Here is an 18,088-nt window from a genome sequence, read left to right as displayed (position 1 = left end):
TTTTGTAGGGCGGATACGCGTTAGCGCCATCCGCCATTTACATCTGAACTACAGCTTAGGTAACGCACTCCCGCAAGATTTGCAGAATCGCGCTTCTTCGTCGTGATTGCCTTTATGGCAATTTGGGCAAAGGCGCGCATTACGCTGCTTTTGAAATTCATTCGTCAAATGCGCGGTGATAATCCCGGTCGGGATAGCAATGACCGAGTAACCAATCAAAATAAGTATCGACGCAACCATTCGGCCAGGCCCGGTATGCGGCGTAATATCGCCATACCCCACCGTTGTTACCGTCACCACAGCCCAATAGACCGATGTGCTTAATGTCGTAAAGCCGTTGGGTGGCCCTTCAATGCCATACATCAAGCCGCCAGCCACCACCATGACAATCAAAATAAAGGCGTAAAACAGAATGAGCTGGTGCCGGGCATTGAAAACTGCCTGCCACAAAGAATGCAGCGTCGGCATATAACGCAGCAATTTGAGGATCCTGAGGACGCGAATGGCACGCATTGCGCGCCAGGCGAAGACGTAATTAACGCCAATTTCGGGCCACAGCCACAAAACATATAACGGCAAAATAGTCGCCAGATCGATAAAACCCCAGAAGCTAAAAACATATTTGCGCGGATTGGGCCAACACAGTACCCGCAAAATATATTCCAGAGTAAATAGCAGCGTAAAACCGATTTCCAGGTAAACAAACAGCTTCCATTCGTCGTAAGTCAGATGATATTGCGTCCCAAGCCCTGATTCGACAAATACGGCAATCACGCTGAGTAAGGCGAATAAGCCACAAAACGCTTCAAAGCGTCGACCTGAATGAGTTCTTTGATCGAAGAGAAGATGGTACATCCGCTTACGGGCGGTCGTAATCAGCACAGTAGCCTCACAAACTAAAAGGGCTGGCATCATGCCAGCCCTGCGAGATTATAGCGGGTCTACCTTGAGACAGGAAACGGCATGCTTGAAGCTGCCCTCCAGTACCGGGCGAGTTTTCGCACATTCTGGTCCTGCAATCGGGCAACGTGTACGGAATACGCAGCCTGACGGCGGGTTAATAGGCGATGGCAACTCCCCTTCAAGAAGTTGTATCGTTTTATTTCTTTCCAGGTCCGGGTCAGGAATCGGCACCGCTGACATCAATGCTTTGGTGTAAGGATGCAGCGGATTGTGATAAACCTCGTCGTAAGTACCCAATTCGACCGCATGGCCCAGATACATCACCAGAACACGGTCAGAAATATGTTTTACCACCGCCAAATCGTGCGCGATGAAGATCAGGGAAAGCCCCATTTCACGTTGCAGTTTTTGCAGCAGGTTAACGACCTGAGCCTGAATGGATACGTCCAGTGCCGATACCGGTTCGTCGCAGATAATCAATTTTGGCTCGAGGATCAATGCACGAGCAATCCCGATACGCTGACACTGGCCGCCTGAGAATTCGTGCGGGTAACGGTTGATGAGGTTTGGCAGCAAGCCCACTTTCATCATCATCGCTTTTACGCGGTCACGAACTTCCTGGCGTGGCATTTTCGGGTGATAAGTGCGCAGCGGCTCCGCAATAATATCGCCAATATTCATACGCGGGTTAAGCGAAGCCAGCGGGTCCTGGAAAATCATCTGGATATCGCTACGCACTTCACGCCACTCGTCCGGATTCATCCCCAGCAAATCTTTACCCAACCAGGCAACGCGGCCTTCGGTCGCTTTTACCAGGCCGATAATGGCACGGGCAAAAGTCGATTTTCCGCAACCGGATTCCCCTACCACGCCCAGAGTTTCGCCTTCGTACAAACGCAGCGTCACACCATCAACGGCTTTCAGAGTTTTGGACGGTTGCCAGAACCACTGTTTGCCATCTTTGATATCAAAATGCACTTTGAGATCGGCGATTTCTAAGAGAACTTTTTTCTCTTCAGTCACTGCGTTCATACTAATTCCTCCACTGGCTTAAAGCAGGCGCGCAAGCGACCTTCACCAAAACGCTCAAGTGGTGGCGCTGTATTACAAATTTCCATGGCGTGCGGGCAACGTGGCTGGAACGGGCAACCTTTCGGCAAACGCAGCAGGTTTGGCGGATTACCAGGAATAGTCAGCAGTGATTCACCTTCAGCGTCCAGACGCGGAACCGCATTCAGCAGGCCGATAGAATACGGGTGCACTGGGTTGTAGAACACATCCCGCGCCTGACCGTATTCCATGGTACGACCGGCATACATCACCAGCACTTTGTCGCAGATCCCGGCAACGACGCCGAGATCGTGGGTGATCATGATAATCGCCGTATTAAATTCGCGTTTCAGCTCGTTTAACAGCGTCATGATTTGCGCCTGAACGGTGACGTCCAGTGCAGTGGTTGGTTCATCGGCAATCAGCAGTTTCGGACGGCACAACAACGCCATCGCAATCATCACGCGCTGGCGCATCCCGCCGGAAAACTCATGCGGGAACATGCGCATGCGCTTACGCGCTTCAGGCATTTTAACCGCGTCTAACATGCGAACGGATTCTTCAAACGCTTCCGCTTTACCCAATTTTTTGTGCAACATCAGCACTTCCATCAACTGCTCACCTACTCGCATGTAAGGATTCAGTGAGGTCATTGGGTCCTGGAAAATCATCGAAATCTGTTCTGCACGCAAGCGGTTAAGCTGGCTTTCAGGGAGGTTGAGGATTTCGCGTCCATTGAATTTTGCTGAGCCGCCGATACGGCCATTCGCCGCCAGCAAGCCCATCAGGGCGAAAGCAGTTTGCGATTTACCGGAACCAGATTCGCCTACGATACCCAGCGTTTCACCGGCCTTCAGGCTGAAATTCAGATCGTTTACCGCAGTAACGTCACCGTCTGGCGTACCGAAGGTGACACGCAAATCTTTTACGTCTAACAACGCAGAAGTCGCGTTCAGTGGAGTAACCACCGCAGGATTTTCAATTGTGCTCATCGCGGCACTCCTTAACGATCTTTCGGGTCGAGGGCATCACGCAGGCCATCGCCGATAAAGTTGAAACAGAACAGAGTGATAACCAGGAAGCCTGCCGGGAACATCAGCAACCATGGGGAAACTTCCATGGAGTTAGCACCATCGCTCAGCAATGCACCCCAGCTACTTAACGGCTCTTGCGTACCCAAACCCAGGAAGCTCAGGAAGGATTCGAAGAGAATCATGCTTGGCACCAGCAACGAGGCGTAAACGACGACCACACCCAGTACGTTTGGCACGATGTGACGAACCACAATATTGGCGGTAGAAACCCCACCGACCTGGGCGGCTTCGATGAACTCTTTACGTTTCAGGCTGAGTGTCTGGCCGCGCACAATACGCGCCATGTCCAGCCAGGAAACCATCCCGATTGCCACGAAGATAAGCAGGATGTTTTGCCCAAAGAAAGTCACCAGCAAAATCACGAAGAACATGAACGGGAAGGAGTTCAGGATTTCCAGCAGACGCATCATTACCGAGTCGATTTTGCCGCCCAGATAACCCGCCATCGAACCGTATAACGTCCCGACGACGACCGCGACCAACGCTGCTGCAACGCCAACCATCAGCGAGATACGTCCGCCGATGGCGACACGCACCAGCAGGTCACGTCCTGAGGAGTCAGTACCAAAATAGTGACCAGAGGTCATATCCGGTGCGGCCGACATCATTCCCCAGTCGGTATCAAAATAACTAAACTGCGACAGCATCGGCGCGAAAGTGACGAACAGCGCGATAAATGCCAGGACAATCAGGCTCGCAACCGCTGCACGGTTATGCATAAAGCGGCGGCGAGCATCTTGCCAAAGGCTGCGGCCTTCTACTTCTAGTTTTTCACTGAAGTTTTCCAGCGCCTCGCTGTTTTTATTACTCAACATCATGGCGTACTCCAGATCAGTAACGGATTTTCGGATCGATAACGGCGTACAGCACATCAACAATCGCGTTAAAGAGAATCGTCAGTGCGCCGACCAGAATGGTCAAACTCAGCACCAAAGAGTAATCGCGGTTCAGCGCACCATTAACGAACAACTGGCCAATACCTGGTAATCCGTAAATGGTTTCAATAACCATTGAACCCGTAATGATACCGACGAAAGCCGGGCCTAAATAAGACAGAACCGGTAACAGTGCAGGTTTCAAAGCGTGACGCAAAATAATGCGGCGCATTGGCAACCCTTTTGCACGTGCGGTACGGATAAAGTTGGAGTGCAAAACTTCAATCATCGAGCCACGAGTGATACGCGCGATACTGGCAATGTAAGCCAAAGACAGCGCGACCATTGGCAGGATCATGTATTGAATGGCCCCTCCGTTCCACCCGCCTCCGGGTAACCACTTCAGGGTTATCGCAAATATCAGAACCAGTAATGGCGCAACCACGAAGCTCGGGATAACAACCCCGGTCATGGCCACCCCCATTACGGCATAATCCCATTTGGTATTTTGATTCAGTGCGGCAATTACCCCTGCTAATACTCCTAAGACCACTGCAAAAATAAATGCAGCTGCGCCTAATTTGGCAGAGACAGGGAAGCTCGAAGCCACCAGGTCGTTCACTGAATAATCTTTATATTTAAATGACGGGCCAAAATCACCGTGTGCCAGTTGTTTCAGGTAGCTGAAATACTGGGTGGAGATCGGATCGTTTAAATGGTATTTGGCTTCAATGTTCGCCATCACTTCCGGCGGCAGTGCGCGTTCGCTGGTGAATGGACTACCCGGCGCAAGGCGCATCATGAAGAATGAAATTGTTATAAGAATAAAGAGTGTCGGAATTGCTTCCAGACAACGACGCAGAATAAATTTCAACATTGCCCGTACCTTCTGGCTGTGCCTTTAGAGTGCGATAAAATAAGACACGATGGGGCAAGCTCTACCCTTTTATCTTAAATAATTCACGTTGCAGGAAGGCGACAAGCTCATGAATCCCCAGGAACATAGACAAACTATGTGACTGGAGTGAATGAGCGCAGTTAACGCATCTGCAGCGTGAAGTATGAGGGATAAAACTTGCCCCACGAATTGCCATTAATGTTTGATGATATACATATCTTTAGTGTAGATATTGTCCATCGGGTCTTTACCGGTATAACCACCAACCCATGGTTTCACCAGACGGGCATTCACGTAGTAATAAACCGGAACGATTGCAGAATCTTTGCCCAATTGCTGTTCCGCTTTATCGTATGCAGCAGCACGTTGCGCATCATCAGTTGCTTTCAGCGATTCCGCCATGATCGCGTCAAACGCTGGGCTCTTATAATGCGCGGTGTTCATTGAGCTTGTTGAAAGCATCGTGTTCAGGAAGGAAGTCGGTTCGTTGTAATCCGCACACCAGCCAGCACGCGCAACGTTGTAGTTGCCCTGGTGACGGGTATCAAGGAAGGTTTTCCACTCCTGGTTTACCAGCTTAACGTTCACACCGAGGTTTTTCTGCCAGATAGATGCGGCAGCGATAGCCAGTTTCTTGTGCAGATCTGAGGTGTTGTACAGCAAATCGAAGGTCAGCGGTTTATCTTTGGTGTAGCCCGCTTCAGCCAGCAATTTCTTCGCTTCTTCGTTGCGTTTTTCCTGAGTCCAGGAGAACCACTCAGGCTTAGTCAGTTTTGCACCGTCAGCGTAAGGAGGCGTGTAGCCATAAGCTGGCAGGTCGCCCTGCGCTTTCACTTTATTAACGATGATGTCGCGATCCAGGCCCAGTTTCAGAGCGGTACGCACGCGCGCATCATTGAACGGAGCTTTCTGGTTGTTGATTTCGTAATAGTAAGTACACAGATACGGGTCAACGTGAACTTCAGCTGGAATTTCTTTTTTCAGCTTCTGGAACAGTTCGATTGGCAGGTTGTTATAGGTCATGTCAATCTCGCCGCTACGGTAGCGGTTCACATCCGTCACTTCGGAAGAGATTGGCAGATAAGTAATTTGTGAAATAACAGTTTTCGCGTTATCCCAATAATTAGTATTACGCTCCATGACAATGCGTTCGTTAACCACCCAGTCTTTCAGTTTGTAAGCGCCGTTGCTTACGATGTTTGCAGGTTGGGTCCACTTCTCACCAAACTTCTCGATGGCGGTTTTATTCACCGGGGACATCGCCGGGTTGACCAGAAGTTTGTAGAAGTAAGGAACAGGCTCGCTCAGAGTGACTTCCAGAGTGTGGTCGTCAATGGCTTTTACGCCCAGTTCACTTGGTTTCATTTTGCCGTCGATGATGGCATCAACGTTTACGATATGGCCGTATTGCGGGTAGCTTGCGTATGGCGAAGCGGTGTTTGGATCAACCAGACGCTGCCAGCTATAGACGAAATCTTGCGCGGTAACAGGTTCGCCGTTAGACCATTTCGCATCTTTACGCAGATGGAAGGTCCAGACTTTAAAATCTTTATTATCCCAGGACTCTGCTACGCCCGGAATTGGGTGGCCGTCTTTTGGAGAAGTAATTAATAAACCTTCAAACAGGTCACGACTCACGTTTGACTCAGGAACACCTTCAATTTTATTTGGGTCCAGAGACTGTGGTTCAGCACCGTTGTTTCGAATCAACGTTTGCTTTTCTGACAGTTGAACACCTGCAGGAACTTCGGCCGCCATGGCCACATTGCCTACGATAAGCGCGGATAAAATGCTTGCTGCTACCAGACTTTTTTTTGTGATGATGGACATTGTGTTGATACTCCACTCATTATAATTACCGACCCGAAAGCCAGCCTCTTCCCCTCTGGGGGTTCCTTAACAGTGCAAGAGCGTTATGCAACTGCCAGGTTGTTCTTCTGTGTTACTTGCTATCACCGACTTTATTTGGGGGATGCTCTTATTGGCACCCTGCTCCGTCGATTCTTAATCAACCTACCCTGTTCTCAGGTTGATATTGATGAGTCATCTGTAAATGAAACATTTTTCAGATAATTGTGTTGCCCGGAAAGTATCAAAAGCGCCTGATGCCCGCCAATACAATTTGCAAATTTGTTAAGCATTTCTCTTTTATCTAGTCAGCATCACATTTGTAGATGTGCCATATCGGCGCACTTTCTCTGGCTAACTGATTAAAAATAAAAGAGATAGTAGCGTGATCGCGTGCAGATGCTTTTCAGGTTTTTGGCACCATAAGGCAATTCACAATAAATTAACAATTGGTTGTTTTTTAGCACATTCATCTACAAGAGAGCTTGATTAACTAATATCATCTCAATAAAGCCGCAGCAAGTATCATTGTGTAGTGTGAGTGAAATAACGATGCGATTGTGAATTTTATGTACAACGGAAGAAAATCAAGGCGGCTAATACCCCGTTTCCAAAGCATTTTCTTATGATTGATTTTTAAAATAAACGATGCGGGATTGTTCTTAACAGATGAGTTTTGGTGGGAAGTTAACAAGAAAAAAGCAGAATGGTTATTCTGCTTTTTCATATATCAGATTCAGCAGAACTAACTTAGCAATCCGGGGAAGATAGTTTTCAGACCGGTGACAATAAATTCAATCCCCAAAGCCATCAATAACAACCCCATAATACGGGTGATGACGTTAATGCCCGTTTGCCCCAGCAGACGTACTAACCATGGCGCAAGGCGGAAAACCAACCAACAACAGAAAGCAAATAGTGCAATAGCAATCGTAAAACCGATTAAATAATTCCAGCTATGGTAGCGCGTTCCCCAGACAATGGTAGAACTGATTGCACCAGGGCCGGCCATTAGTGGTAGTGCCAGGGGAACAACACCTACGCTTTCGCGAATAGCACTTTCTGACTTCTCTTGTTTGTTCTGTTTATCTTCCCCGAGCTTACCGCTAATCATCGACATCGCAATAGTCACGACCAGAATCCCACCGGCAATACGGAAAGAATCTATTGATATACCGAATAACTGAAGAATGCCGTCACCGAGGAACAATGACGTCCATAAGATGATAGCTACTGACAGATTTGCAGTAAGGTTGGTTTTATTCCTCGCTACCGCGGTTTGGTAGCTGGTCATGCTAATAAAGACGGGAATAATCCCCACCGGGTTTACCAGCGCGAACAAGCCAATAAAGAACTTAAAATAGGTAGGCAAATCAAACAAGGATTGAGCCACTAAAAACTCCGCAAATGAACGTAGCAAAGGCCGGCGTAATGTAATGGAAAACAGTTGCTGGCGCTACGCCCTTTCGTAGCATAGATAACTACTTTTAGAAGCAAATGCGATATTAATCAATAATGTTACCCGCTTGTTGAAAATATGGTAGTTTGTTTTGTCTTAGCTGTGACTAAAATTTTAAAGATTTATCAGTAACCTGATTCTGGCGTGCTGAATGGAGTCAGCCTTAGGATAATGTGATTTACATCACAAAAAACCTACTCAGAAGTGAGTACTCTTGGATACATCTGAAGAGCGTATAATTCAGACCATGAATAGGTTTTTTCGATAAGGCTCTTTTAGTAAATCAGCAGGTCGTTTTGGGAAGTTTTTGGATAGTCGTGGCTCGTGGTTTTACGCAAGCTGTTGCCCGCTGACTATACTGTCGTCTCGAGCAGCTCATTTACTAAAAGAGTTTAAACATTATCAGGAGAGCATTATGGCTGTAACTAATGTCGCTGAACTTAACGCACTTGTAGAGCGCGTCAAGAAAGCCCAGCGTGAATATGCCAACTTTACTCAAGAGCAAGTTGATAAAATCTTCCGCGCCGCCGCTCTGGCTGCCGCAGATGCTCGAATCCCTCTCGCGAAACTAGCCGTTGCCGAATCTGGCATGGGTATCGTTGAAGATAAAGTGATCAAAAACCACTTTGCTTCAGAGTATATCTACAACGCCTATAAAGATGAAAAGACCTGTGGTGTTCTGAGTGAAGACCAGACCTTCGGTACTATCACCATCGCTGAGCCAATCGGTATCATCTGCGGTATCGTTCCGACGACTAACCCAACTTCAACGGCTATCTTTAAGTCTCTGATCAGCTTGAAGACTCGTAACGCGATCATCTTCTCTCCACACCCACGTGCAAAAGACGCGACCAATAAAGCCGCAGACATCGTTCTGCAAGCTGCAATCGCTGCGGGTGCTCCTAAAGATCTGATTGGTTGGATTGACCAGCCATCTGTCGAACTGTCTAACGCTCTGATGCACCACCCAGATATCAACATGATTCTGGCTACTGGTGGCCCAGGCATGGTTAAGGCTGCATACAGCTCCGGTAAACCAGCCATCGGCGTAGGCGCAGGTAACACTCCAGTTGTTGTTGACGAAACTGCCGACATCAAACGTGTTGTTGCTTCTATCCTGATGTCTAAAACCTTTGATAACGGCGTAATCTGTGCTTCCGAGCAATCAGTTATCGTTGTTGACTCTGCTTATAACGCAGTGCGCGAACGTTTTGCATCCCACGGCGGCTACATGCTGCAGGGCAAAGAGCTGAAAGCTGTTCAGGACATCATCCTGAAAAACGGCGCGCTGAACGCAGCTATCGTTGGTCAGCCAGCAACCAAAATTGCTGAACTGGCAGGCTTTACAGTACCGGCTGACACCAAGATTCTGATTGGTGAAGTTAGCGTTGTTGACGAATCTGAGCCATTTGCTCACGAAAAACTGTCTCCAACTCTGGCTATGTACCGTGCTAAGAGCTTCGAAGATGCAGTTGTTAAAGCTGAGAAACTGGTTGAGATGGGCGGCATCGGCCACACCTCTTGCCTGTACACCGACCAGGACAACCAGCCAGAGCGCGTTAAGCACTTCGGCGACAAAATGAAAACTGCACGTATCCTGATCAACACCCCTGCTTCACAGGGTGGTATCGGTGACCTGTACAACTTTAAACTCGCGCCTTCCCTGACTCTGGGTTGTGGTTCATGGGGTGGTAACTCCATCTCTGAGAACGTGGGTCCTAAGCACCTGATCAACAAGAAAACCGTTGCTAAGCGAGCTGAGAACATGTTGTGGCATAAACTTCCGAAATCTATCTACTTCCGCCGTGGCTCTCTGCCAATCGCGCTGGACGAAGTGATTACTGATGGTCACAAACGTGCGATGATCGTTACCGACCGTTTCCTGTTCAACAACGGCTATGCGGACCAGATCACTTCTGTTCTGAAAGCAGCTGGCGTTGAAACTGAAGTCTTCTTCGAAGTAGAAGCTGACCCAACTCTGACCGTGGTACGTAAAGGTGCAGAACTGGCGAACTCCTTCAAACCAGACGTGATCATCGCGCTGGGCGGCGGTTCACCAATGGATGCTGCGAAAATCATGTGGGTTATGTACGAGCACCCAGAAACTCACTTCGAAGAACTGGCTCTGCGCTTCATGGACATCCGTAAGCGTATCTACAAGTTCCCGAAAATGGGCGTAAAAGCGAAAATGATCGCGGTTACCACCACTTCCGGTACGGGTTCAGAAGTGACTCCGTTTGCAGTTGTAACTGATGATGCAACTGGCCAGAAATACCCACTGGCTGACTACGCTCTGACTCCAGACATGGCGATTGTTGATGCCAACCTGGTAATGGACATGCCTAAGTCCCTGTGTGCATTCGGTGGTCTTGATGCCGTAACTCACGCACTGGAAGCTTACGTTTCTGTTCTGGCGAGCGAGTTCTCTGACGGTCAGGCTCTGCAAGCGCTGAAACTGCTGAAAGAAAACCTGCCAGCATCTTACAACGAAGGCTCTAAAAACCCAGTTGCTCGTGAGCGTGTACACAACGCTGCGACCATCGCGGGTATCGCGTTTGCGAACGCCTTCCTGGGTGTGTGTCACTCAATGGCTCACAAACTGGGTTCTCAGTTCCACATTCCTCACGGTCTGGCGAACGCCCTGTTGATCTCCAACGTTATCCGTTATAACGCGAACGACAACCCAACTAAGCAGACTGCATTCAGCCAGTATGACCGCCCACAAGCGCGTCGTCGTTATGCTGAAATCGCAGACCATCTGGGTCTGAGCGCACCGGGCGACCGTACTGCGGCTAAGATTGAGAAACTGCTGGCATGGCTTGACAGCATCAAGGCTGAACTGGGTATTCCTAAGTCCATCCGCGAAGCTGGCGTTCAGGAAGCTGACTTCCTGGCTCACGTTGACAAACTGTCTGAAGATGCGTTCGATGACCAGTGTACCGGTGCTAACCCACGTTACCCACTGATCTCTGAGCTGAAACAAATTCTGATGGATACCTTCTACGGTCGTGAATTCTCCGAAGAAGGCAACGAAGCAGCACAGGCTAAAACAGCAGCTCCTGCCGCTAAAGCTGACAAGAAAGCGAAGAAAACCGCTTAATTGTTATCGCTAATAAAAAACCCGCCTCGGCGGGTTTTTTTATATCTGCATCTTTCAAAATCACACTGTAAAGCGTTATACAGCCTTCAAGGGGAAAGCCTTCCCTTTCCCTTCATTTAGTTTTTTAAGCGCCCTGAATGCCTTGTAGGGAGCCTTTTTGCAGCGCTTCTTTGTAATGCTTGCGGCATACCGATACATAGCGTTCATTACCACCGATAACTACCTGTTCGCCCTGGTTATACGGGCGACCTTCGTGATCAAGTCGCAACACCATGCTCGCCTTGCGGCCACAGAAACAAATGGTTTTTAATTCCACCAGCTTATCTGACCATGCCAATAAATATTGGCTCCCGCCAAATAGTTCACCCTGGAAGTCAGTGCGTAATCCATAACACAGCACGGGAATATCAAGGTCATCTACGACATCTGATAAAGCTAATACTTGATCTCGCGTCAGGAACTGGCATTCGTCCACCAGGACACAATTCACGGCATTACGTTGATGCTCATCTCGTATTTCATTGAACAATTGAGTTGAAGCATTGTAGAGCTTTGCAGGCGACGACAATCCAATACGAGAACTCACCTTTCCAGAACCAAATCGATTGTCAATTTCTGCGGTATACACCAGCGTGCGCATTCCGCGCTCTTGATAGTTGTATGAAGATTGCAGTAATGCAGTGGATTTCCCCGCATTCATTGCGGAATAGTAAAAGTAGAGTTGCGCCATTGGTCAGCTAGCCTGAGTTAAAATGTAAATATTATTAACACGGATTATATCATAAGCCGTTACAGAGTTGCCGCTACCTGATGGTAGTATGGAAAATTCCTGCATTATCGGGCCGATATATAAATCTCACAGCGCATTGGTTCGGCATGCCGGTTGTTTAAAAGCCATCATGCAGCACTTAACTTACGGAGTTTTCAGTGTTTTCCCCACTATTCCTTAAAGTGTGATGAATCGCTAATAATAATGTTCTATTAAGAATATCCCCTGGAAAGGACAATAATACCAAAGGTTGATATTTCGCCATTAATGCTCTTATGGCTCAATTTACTGCACCAACAACCCATGACTCTATCAGGGTTGTTGAAGAAAAATTGAGTTATCCACGTTTTGTTTACCACGCATGTAAGTCAAAATTTAAGTTAATACGCTTTTATAAATCGACAAAATATTATGGAATTTTAGATTCCTTACATTACCCCCTATTGCAGAAGTTAATTTAAGCCTCTATTATTAGCCCAACAAGCCAACCATCAATATAAGATTGAGATTACTAAAATGAGCGAAGCACTTAAAATTCTGAACAACATCCGTACTCTTCGTGCACAAGCTAGAGAATGTACTCTGGAAACGCTGGAAGAAATGCTGGAAAAATTAGAAGTTGTTGTTAACGAACGTCGCGAAGAAGATAATGCTGCTGCAGCAGAAATTGAAGAACGCACTCGTAAACTGCAACAATACCGTGAAATGCTGATTGCTGATGGCATTGATCCTAACGAATTACTGAATAGCATGGCTGCTGTTAAATCTGCAGGCAAAGCAAAACGCGCTGCGCGCCCAGCTAAATATCAGTACATCGACGAAAACGGCGAAAGCAAAACCTGGACTGGCCAGGGCCGTACTCCAGCAGTAATCAAAAAAGCAATGGAAGAACAAGGCAAAAAACTGGAAGACTTCCTGATTGCCTAATTTTTGCTTTTAGTGCTGCTTATTAAATCCCGCTTCGGCGGGATTTTTGTTTTGTACGCTTTCAACAAGAACATAAAAAGAAACCAGGTGACCTTTTCATTTCACCTCCTCTGATATCGTCCTGAATTGCCCTGAGCCTCTCTCCCTGCCACTGTACGCCGTTCTGGCTATCAATATAAATTCGAGTATGTATGTGCCAGTGAATCGTCGATTTTATGGATTACCACATATAAAGAAATGGAATTAACAGTTCCATTGCAGAGCATTAAAATGGTTGTCAGGTTTGGCTCCGCATAAGTCCGAGGGGTTTCGAACGAATAACAAACGCCAGCCTGCACTGTGAGATAAATCACGGATCAATTTGTCTGCGGTCAATAAATCAGCCATAGCATTACGCTGGGCAGGGTCAAATTTCTGCAAGTAGAAGTAAGAATGGAAGGAGATGGGATAAAACGGGATTAGCTATAAGCTCGAGTAATAATAGTCTTGCGGGGAAGCGATATCTGTATCCGGGAAACCGGACGCCAACAAATCCTCAGGACTCGATCGCCAATAAGATTTGCTGCGCCGGTAACCGGATATTTCCTTTAACCCTACTTATTACGCAATATTGAGGGACGCTCCGCGACCGATTGCATAATAAACAAAACCGCGCTTACTGAGCCTTTCAGGATCATACAAGTTACGGCCATCGAAGATAATAGGTTGTCTCAGAGACTTCTTAATTGCATCGAAATCAGGTGCTTTGAAACTCTGCCATTCAGTACAAATAACCAGAGCATCCGCTCCCTGCAATGCAGCTTCTTTAGTTCCCATCAGTTTCAGATCTGAGCGATGTCCATAAATGCGCTGGGTTTCATCCATTGCTTCCGGGTCATACGCCTGCACCTGAGCACCGCGTTCCCACAGCGCTTCCATCAGGACGCGGCTTGAGGCTTCACGCATATCGTCAGTATTAGGTTTGAAAGAAAGCCCCCACAGCGCGAAGGTTTTGCCTTCCAGATTTTCACCAAAGTGACGATAAATAAACTCAGGGAGTTTTAACTTCTGGTCCTGGTTCACCTCTTCAACCGCCTGGAGAATACGCGGCGTATAGCCAATCTGCTGGGCAGTGCGAATCAGAGCCTGAACATCTTTAGGGAAACAGGAACCGCCATAACCACAGCCTGGATAAATAAAGCTGTAGCCAATACGCGAATCTGAGCCGATACCCATACGCACTTTTTCGATATCCGCACCCAGACGTTCTGCCAGGTTCGAAATCTCGTTCATAAAGCTGATTTTGGTCGCCAACATACAGTTGGCTGCGTACTTGGTCAGCTCCGCGCTACGGATATCCATCAGGATCATGCGGTCGTGGTTACGGTTGAATGGCTCGTACAACTCACGCAGTAGATCAACGATGTCTTCGTTATCGGTGCCGATAACGATACGCTCAGGACGCATACAGTCGGAAACCGCGGCACCTTCTTTCAGGAATTCCGGGTTAGAGACCACATCAAAGGAAACATCCACGCCACGCGCTTTCAGGGTTTCTTCCATTACGGCGCGGACTTTATCTGCGGTTCCAACCGGAACCGTAGATTTATCGAGCACAACTTTATGGGAAGTCATGTACTGGGCGATGGTTCGCGCGACGGCGGTAACGTATTTCAGGTCGGCAGAACCGTCTTCATCAGGCGGTGTACCCACGGCGATAAATTGCATTTCACCATGTTGAACGCCCATTTCAGCATCAGTGCTGAAATGTAAACGCCCTTCTTCATAGTTTTTTTTCACCAGCGGCGTTAAGCCCGGCTCAAAAATAGGGATCACGCCGTTTTTCAGATTTTCGACTTTCTTTGCATCGACATCTATGCACATTACATCGTGCCCGACTTCCGCAAGCACTGCTGCCTGCACGAGTCCTACATAGCCGATACCAAATACAGTAACTTTCATCTTTCTATCCTGCGTTGCAATGAATTACTTTTTCGTGCCAACCGTCTCTTCAAGCCATGCTTTGAAATCAGCACCCAGAGTGTTGTGACGAATACCGTATTCCACAAACGCTTGCATATAGCCAAGTTTGTTACCACAGTCATGGCTCACGCCTTTCATGTGATACGCTTCAACGGTTTGTTTTTCCATCAGCATCGCAATGGAGTCAGTCAGCTGAATTTCATCGCCCGCACCTGGAGGCGTTTTGGACAACAGCGGCCAGATATCGGCGGTCAGCACGTAACGGCCCACAACAGCCAGGTTGGACGGCGCGACGTTTGCTTTTGGCTTCTCAACAATGCCAACCATCGGCACGCTGTCACCTTCATTTAATTCAACGCCTTTACAGTCAACAACACCGTAAGCCGTCACGTCTTCTACCGGCTCAACCATAATCTGGCTGTGGCCTGTCGCATCAAAACGTTTGATCATTTCTGCCAGGTTGTCTTGAGACAAATCAGACTCGAATTCATCGAGGATTACGTCAGGCAGAATAACCGCTACCGGCTCATCACCGACAACCGGATGCGCACACAGAACGGCGTGGCCGAGGCCTTTCGCCAGACCCTGACGAACCTGCATGATAGTTACATGCGGTGGGCAGATAGCCTGAACTTCTTCCAGCAACTGGCGCTTAACGCGTTTTTCCAGCATGGCTTCCAGTTCAAAACTGGTATCGAAATGGTTTTCGATGGAGTTTTTCGACGAGTGCGTTACCAGCACAATTTCAGTAATACCTGCGGCGATACATTCATTGACCACATATTGAATAAGTGGCTTATCAACCAGCGGCAGCATCTCTTTTGGAATTGCCTTGGTGGCCGGTAACATGCGTGTACCCAATCCCGCAACAGGGATTACTGCTTTTCTTACTTTAGAATTAATGGCAGCCATTGAAAAATCTCCTGGACTGTTCAAGTTTTCACTTGCAAGTCAATTAAAATACGCATCGAGTATATCAGCTTAAAAATGAAATCTGCCGCTGTTTACCCGCTGCGCTGGTAATTTAAGATAAATACGAGTTGGTTAAGTACGATATTAGCACCAGCAAAGATAGGGGAGAAAACCTAAATGTTTTCAAGCATCCAGATGCTCATTCCGCAGACAACATGAGTCTTAAACGCCCGCCTGAACCCCACACCTGACACTGCCAGGATTCGCAACGCTGGCTAATCTGATTAAGGTAAGTATTGCCCAGAGTGCCCAGAGGCACACCATTACTGACCTGAATTTGATGCTCGCCGGTATTTAAAGTCGCATTCAGTCCAGCGGAGACCAAAATGAGGTTTTTAAGCTCGCTATGGTAATAGCCAACCATGAGGGGAAACTGTCCGGTCAAATTAGCTTGTCGTAATAACTGGTTAACTTGTTTAAGCAAATTCCCTAATTCTGGTAACCGCTGATGCTGGTGGGAAAGCTGTTCCTGCAATAAGCCATTAAATAATGCCCGTAATAGCAGTGCAGCTAACACGCCGTTATCCCCTGCTCGAGTCACATCGAGGCAATAAAATGCCAGGTCGTTTTCTGAAAGCGGAGCGATATCCAGAACCAGCCCAGGTTGATTGAGGGTAATCAGTTGACGGTAATTGACGCGACAATGCGACATCACCTGTTGCACCGGGGGTTGCAGTTCTTGCAGTAATTTAGACGCCGCCTGCGGGTCGCTGACCAGCGCGTCCCAGTCCTGGAACAAACGTTCTTCTTCTTCAACCCGCGAATTAAACATATTGGGATAGAGGCAAGCAAAAACGGTTTCACGCAAGCGGTTAAGATCTTTAATAGGTTTAAGCAGAACATCCTGCACACCAAAACGCAGTGCTTTGGCGATGTCTGACATATTCTCAGTCGCGGAGATAACTAATATCGGCGTTTGCACCCCTTCATTACGCAGATGCTCGACTAATTTCAGCCCATTCATGCGCGGCATCGCCAAATCACAAATCAGTAAATCGGGTGCAAAAGTGGATATTTTTTCCAGAGCGTCGATACCATCAGTGGCAACGGCAATGATTGCCCCTAAAGAAGAAAGATAATTCTCCAGCAAAGAGCGGAAAACGGGCTCGTCCTCAACAATGAGAATCTGTTTTCCAACGAGTGGCTGTGTCATGTGCGCTCCCCTGACTGGCGATAGATCAATAGTGGCATGGTATGACAATCACCGCCTGTCAGAATTGCCCGAAGATGCGAGTTTTCACCGTACTCATTCATGGGTACGAACCAAAGGTAACAGCTCATCCATCTTTTTCTCGACGGCCAGACTCCCCGCACTGATCGCTTCTGCGGCGCGGTGGAAATCCAGGGTAGAAATCTGAGGGCAAAATGGCTGGAGCAAAATATCAGGAGGATCACCGGCCATACGGTTGCGCTTTAAGCGGTTTTCCAGCACCTGAATTGAGGTCGTCATGATTTCCATGGCCGTCGGCGTGGTATTAGCGCGTCGCGTAGTGATTTTTCCGAGCTGCTCGCGTAAACGGCCACGCCAGGAATCCGGTTGCACCTGGTTTTCAGCCAACGGCGTGGTCATATTTACGGAAAGTAAATCTTGTTGCATTAGATGGGCGTCATGCTGGAGATCGACTGCAATAACAATATCAGCGCCTAACGCGCGGGTCAGCGACACCGGCACCGGGTTAACCACCGCTCCGTCCACCAGCCAGTAACCATTGTATCCGACAGGCGACAGCAGCCCCGGCATACTACAAGAAGCACGTACGGCCTGATGAAGATCGCCATCGGTGAACCACAACTCGCGCCCGGTGCTTAAATTGGTTGCAACCGAGCCAAACCGCAGCGCGCAATCTTCAATTTTTTCTTCAGTTATGATTTTACGGACGTTGTTGAAAACTCTCTCGCCACGTAACAAACCGCCACGACGCCAGGAAAGATCCATCAGCCGCAGTACGTCCCAATAGCCGAACGAACGCACCCAGCGTTCCATCATAGGTAAACGATTACTGGCGTACGCCGCGCCAACCAGCGCCCCCACCGAGCAACCTGCTACGATATCAACCTGAATTCCCGCTCGTTTTAACGCATTAATGACACCAATATGCGCCCATCCTTTTGCTGCTCCCGACCCTAATGCCAGGCCGATCTTTACCTGTCTCATTTCGCCTCGGTCTTTCTTCCCCGGTATATCACCGCGTGGCGAACTCGCCACAGCTCAGTTAACATAACTACCCCGC

General features: G+C 48.2%; 14 protein-coding genes. 2 read left to right on the top strand and 12 right to left on the bottom strand.

The features are described from left to right. Positions 1 to 48: 48 nt before the first annotated feature. The 7 genes from AC0IWZ_RS08325 to AC0IWZ_RS08295 all read right to left on the bottom strand — a co-directional run bounded on the left by AC0IWZ_RS08325 (position 49) and on the right by AC0IWZ_RS08295 (position 8,061). Positions 49 to 915: an ion transporter gene (locus tag AC0IWZ_RS08325; protein ID WP_471677639.1), complete on the bottom strand. Its 867-nt coding sequence runs from the start codon at positions 913 to 915 to the stop codon at positions 49 to 51. A 15-nt stretch (positions 916 to 930) separates the two neighbouring features. Continuing rightward, positions 931 to 1,935 (bottom strand): murein tripeptide/oligopeptide ABC transporter ATP-binding protein OppF, encoded by a 1,005-nt coding sequence (gene oppF / locus AC0IWZ_RS08320; RefSeq protein WP_034494993.1) that lies wholly within the window; start codon positions 1,933 to 1,935, stop codon positions 931 to 933. Continuing rightward, positions 1,932 to 2,945: an ABC transporter ATP-binding protein gene (gene oppD / locus AC0IWZ_RS08315; RefSeq protein WP_034494992.1), complete on the bottom strand. Its 1,014-nt coding sequence runs from the start codon at positions 2,943 to 2,945 to the stop codon at positions 1,932 to 1,934. The genes oppF and oppD overlap by 4 nt, the downstream gene beginning before the upstream one ends. Before the next feature lie 11 nt (positions 2,946 to 2,956). After that, complete coding sequence (gene oppC, locus AC0IWZ_RS08310; RefSeq protein WP_034494990.1) at positions 2,957 to 3,865, bottom strand: oligopeptide ABC transporter permease OppC; 909 nt, start codon at positions 3,863 to 3,865, stop codon at positions 2,957 to 2,959. Positions 3,866 to 3,878: 13 nt separating this feature from the next. Next, complete coding sequence (gene oppB, locus AC0IWZ_RS08305; RefSeq protein ID WP_034455836.1) at positions 3,879 to 4,799, bottom strand: oligopeptide ABC transporter permease OppB; 921 nt, start codon at positions 4,797 to 4,799, stop codon at positions 3,879 to 3,881. A 216-nt stretch (positions 4,800 to 5,015) separates the two neighbouring features. Then, positions 5,016 to 6,650 (bottom strand): oligopeptide ABC transporter substrate-binding protein OppA, encoded by a 1,635-nt coding sequence (gene oppA / locus AC0IWZ_RS08300; protein WP_034455837.1) that lies wholly within the window; start codon positions 6,648 to 6,650, stop codon positions 5,016 to 5,018. Positions 6,651 to 7,413: 763 nt separating this feature from the next. Further along, complete coding sequence (locus AC0IWZ_RS08295) at positions 7,414 to 8,061, bottom strand: YchE family NAAT transporter (RefSeq protein ID WP_034494989.1); 648 nt, start codon at positions 8,059 to 8,061, stop codon at positions 7,414 to 7,416. 481 nt (positions 8,062 to 8,542) lie between these two features. On the opposite strand from AC0IWZ_RS08295, the gene adhE reads away from it, so the two are divergent. After that, positions 8,543 to 11,227 (top strand): bifunctional acetaldehyde-CoA/alcohol dehydrogenase, encoded by a 2,685-nt coding sequence (adhE, locus tag AC0IWZ_RS08290; protein WP_034494988.1) that lies wholly within the window; start codon positions 8,543 to 8,545, stop codon positions 11,225 to 11,227. A 124-nt stretch (positions 11,228 to 11,351) separates the two neighbouring features. Here adhE and tdk read toward each other — a convergent pair whose 3' ends face one another. Then, the gene (gene tdk, locus AC0IWZ_RS08285; protein ID WP_034494987.1) at positions 11,352 to 11,957 is read right to left on the bottom strand and encodes a thymidine kinase; all 606 of its coding nucleotides are present in this window, start codon (positions 11,955 to 11,957) and stop codon (positions 11,352 to 11,354) included. Positions 11,958 to 12,512: 555 nt separating this feature from the next. Here tdk and hns point away from each other — a divergent pair. Continuing rightward, on the top strand, positions 12,513 to 12,923 hold the full coding sequence (hns, locus tag AC0IWZ_RS08280; RefSeq protein WP_034494985.1) for a histone-like nucleoid-structuring protein H-NS: 411 nt from the start codon (positions 12,513 to 12,515) through the stop codon (positions 12,921 to 12,923). A gap of 600 nt (positions 12,924 to 13,523) precedes the next feature. Here hns and AC0IWZ_RS08275 read toward each other — a convergent pair. The 4 genes from AC0IWZ_RS08275 to rssA all read right to left on the bottom strand — a co-directional run bounded on the left by AC0IWZ_RS08275 (position 13,524) and on the right by rssA (position 18,012). Next, entirely contained in the window at positions 13,524 to 14,864 is a 1,341-nt protein-coding gene (locus tag AC0IWZ_RS08275; RefSeq protein ID WP_034494983.1) for a UDP-glucose dehydrogenase family protein, read from the bottom strand. Positions 14,865 to 14,888: 24 nt separating this feature from the next. After that, entirely contained in the window at positions 14,889 to 15,797 is a 909-nt protein-coding gene (gene galU, locus AC0IWZ_RS08270; RefSeq protein ID WP_034494981.1) for a UTP--glucose-1-phosphate uridylyltransferase GalU, read from the bottom strand. Positions 15,798 to 15,996: 199 nt separating this feature from the next. Then, positions 15,997 to 17,010, bottom strand: coding sequence for a two-component system response regulator RssB (rssB, locus tag AC0IWZ_RS08265; RefSeq protein ID WP_034494979.1), 1,014 nt, complete (start codon positions 17,008 to 17,010; stop codon positions 15,997 to 15,999). A gap of 93 nt (positions 17,011 to 17,103) precedes the next feature. Continuing rightward, positions 17,104 to 18,012: a patatin-like phospholipase RssA gene (rssA, locus tag AC0IWZ_RS08260; protein WP_034494978.1), complete on the bottom strand. Its 909-nt coding sequence runs from the start codon at positions 18,010 to 18,012 to the stop codon at positions 17,104 to 17,106. Positions 18,013 to 18,088 lie beyond the last annotated feature (76 nt).

The organism is Buttiauxella sp. AC142, from assembly GCF_979253435.1.
Note: the sequence above shows the minus strand (reverse complement) of the source record. Positions and strands in the feature narration are given on the sequence as shown.

Bases quoted from the DNA above. Each gene is read 5' to 3' on its own strand.
- AC0IWZ_RS08325 (WP_471677639.1), bottom strand. From the start codon at position 915: ATGATGCCAGCCCTTTTAGTTTGTGAGGCTACTGTGCTGATTACGACC.
- oppF (WP_034494993.1), bottom strand. From the start codon at position 1,935: ATGAACGCAGTGACTGAAGAGAAAAAAGTTCTCTTAGAAATCGCCGAT.
- oppD (WP_034494992.1), bottom strand. From the start codon at position 2,945: ATGAGCACAATTGAAAATCCTGCGGTGGTTACTCCACTGAACGCGACT.
- oppC (WP_034494990.1), bottom strand. From the start codon at position 3,865: ATGATGTTGAGTAATAAAAACAGCGAGGCGCTGGAAAACTTCAGTGAA.
- oppB (WP_034455836.1), bottom strand. From the start codon at position 4,799: ATGTTGAAATTTATTCTGCGTCGTTGTCTGGAAGCAATTCCGACACTC.
- oppA (WP_034455837.1), bottom strand. From the start codon at position 6,650: ATGTCCATCATCACAAAAAAAAGTCTGGTAGCAGCAAGCATTTTATCC.
- adhE (WP_034494988.1), top strand. From the start codon at position 8,543: ATGGCTGTAACTAATGTCGCTGAACTTAACGCACTTGTAGAGCGCGTC.
- tdk (WP_034494987.1), bottom strand. From the start codon at position 11,957: ATGGCGCAACTCTACTTTTACTATTCCGCAATGAATGCGGGGAAATCC.
- hns (WP_034494985.1), top strand. From the start codon at position 12,513: ATGAGCGAAGCACTTAAAATTCTGAACAACATCCGTACTCTTCGTGCA.
- AC0IWZ_RS08275 (WP_034494983.1), bottom strand. From the start codon at position 14,864: ATGAAAGTTACTGTATTTGGTATCGGCTATGTAGGACTCGTGCAGGCA.
- galU (WP_034494981.1), bottom strand. From the start codon at position 15,797: ATGGCTGCCATTAATTCTAAAGTAAGAAAAGCAGTAATCCCTGTTGCG.
- rssB (WP_034494979.1), bottom strand. From the start codon at position 17,010: ATGACACAGCCACTCGTTGGAAAACAGATTCTCATTGTTGAGGACGAG.
- rssA (WP_034494978.1), bottom strand. From the start codon at position 18,012: ATGAGACAGGTAAAGATCGGCCTGGCATTAGGGTCGGGAGCAGCAAAA.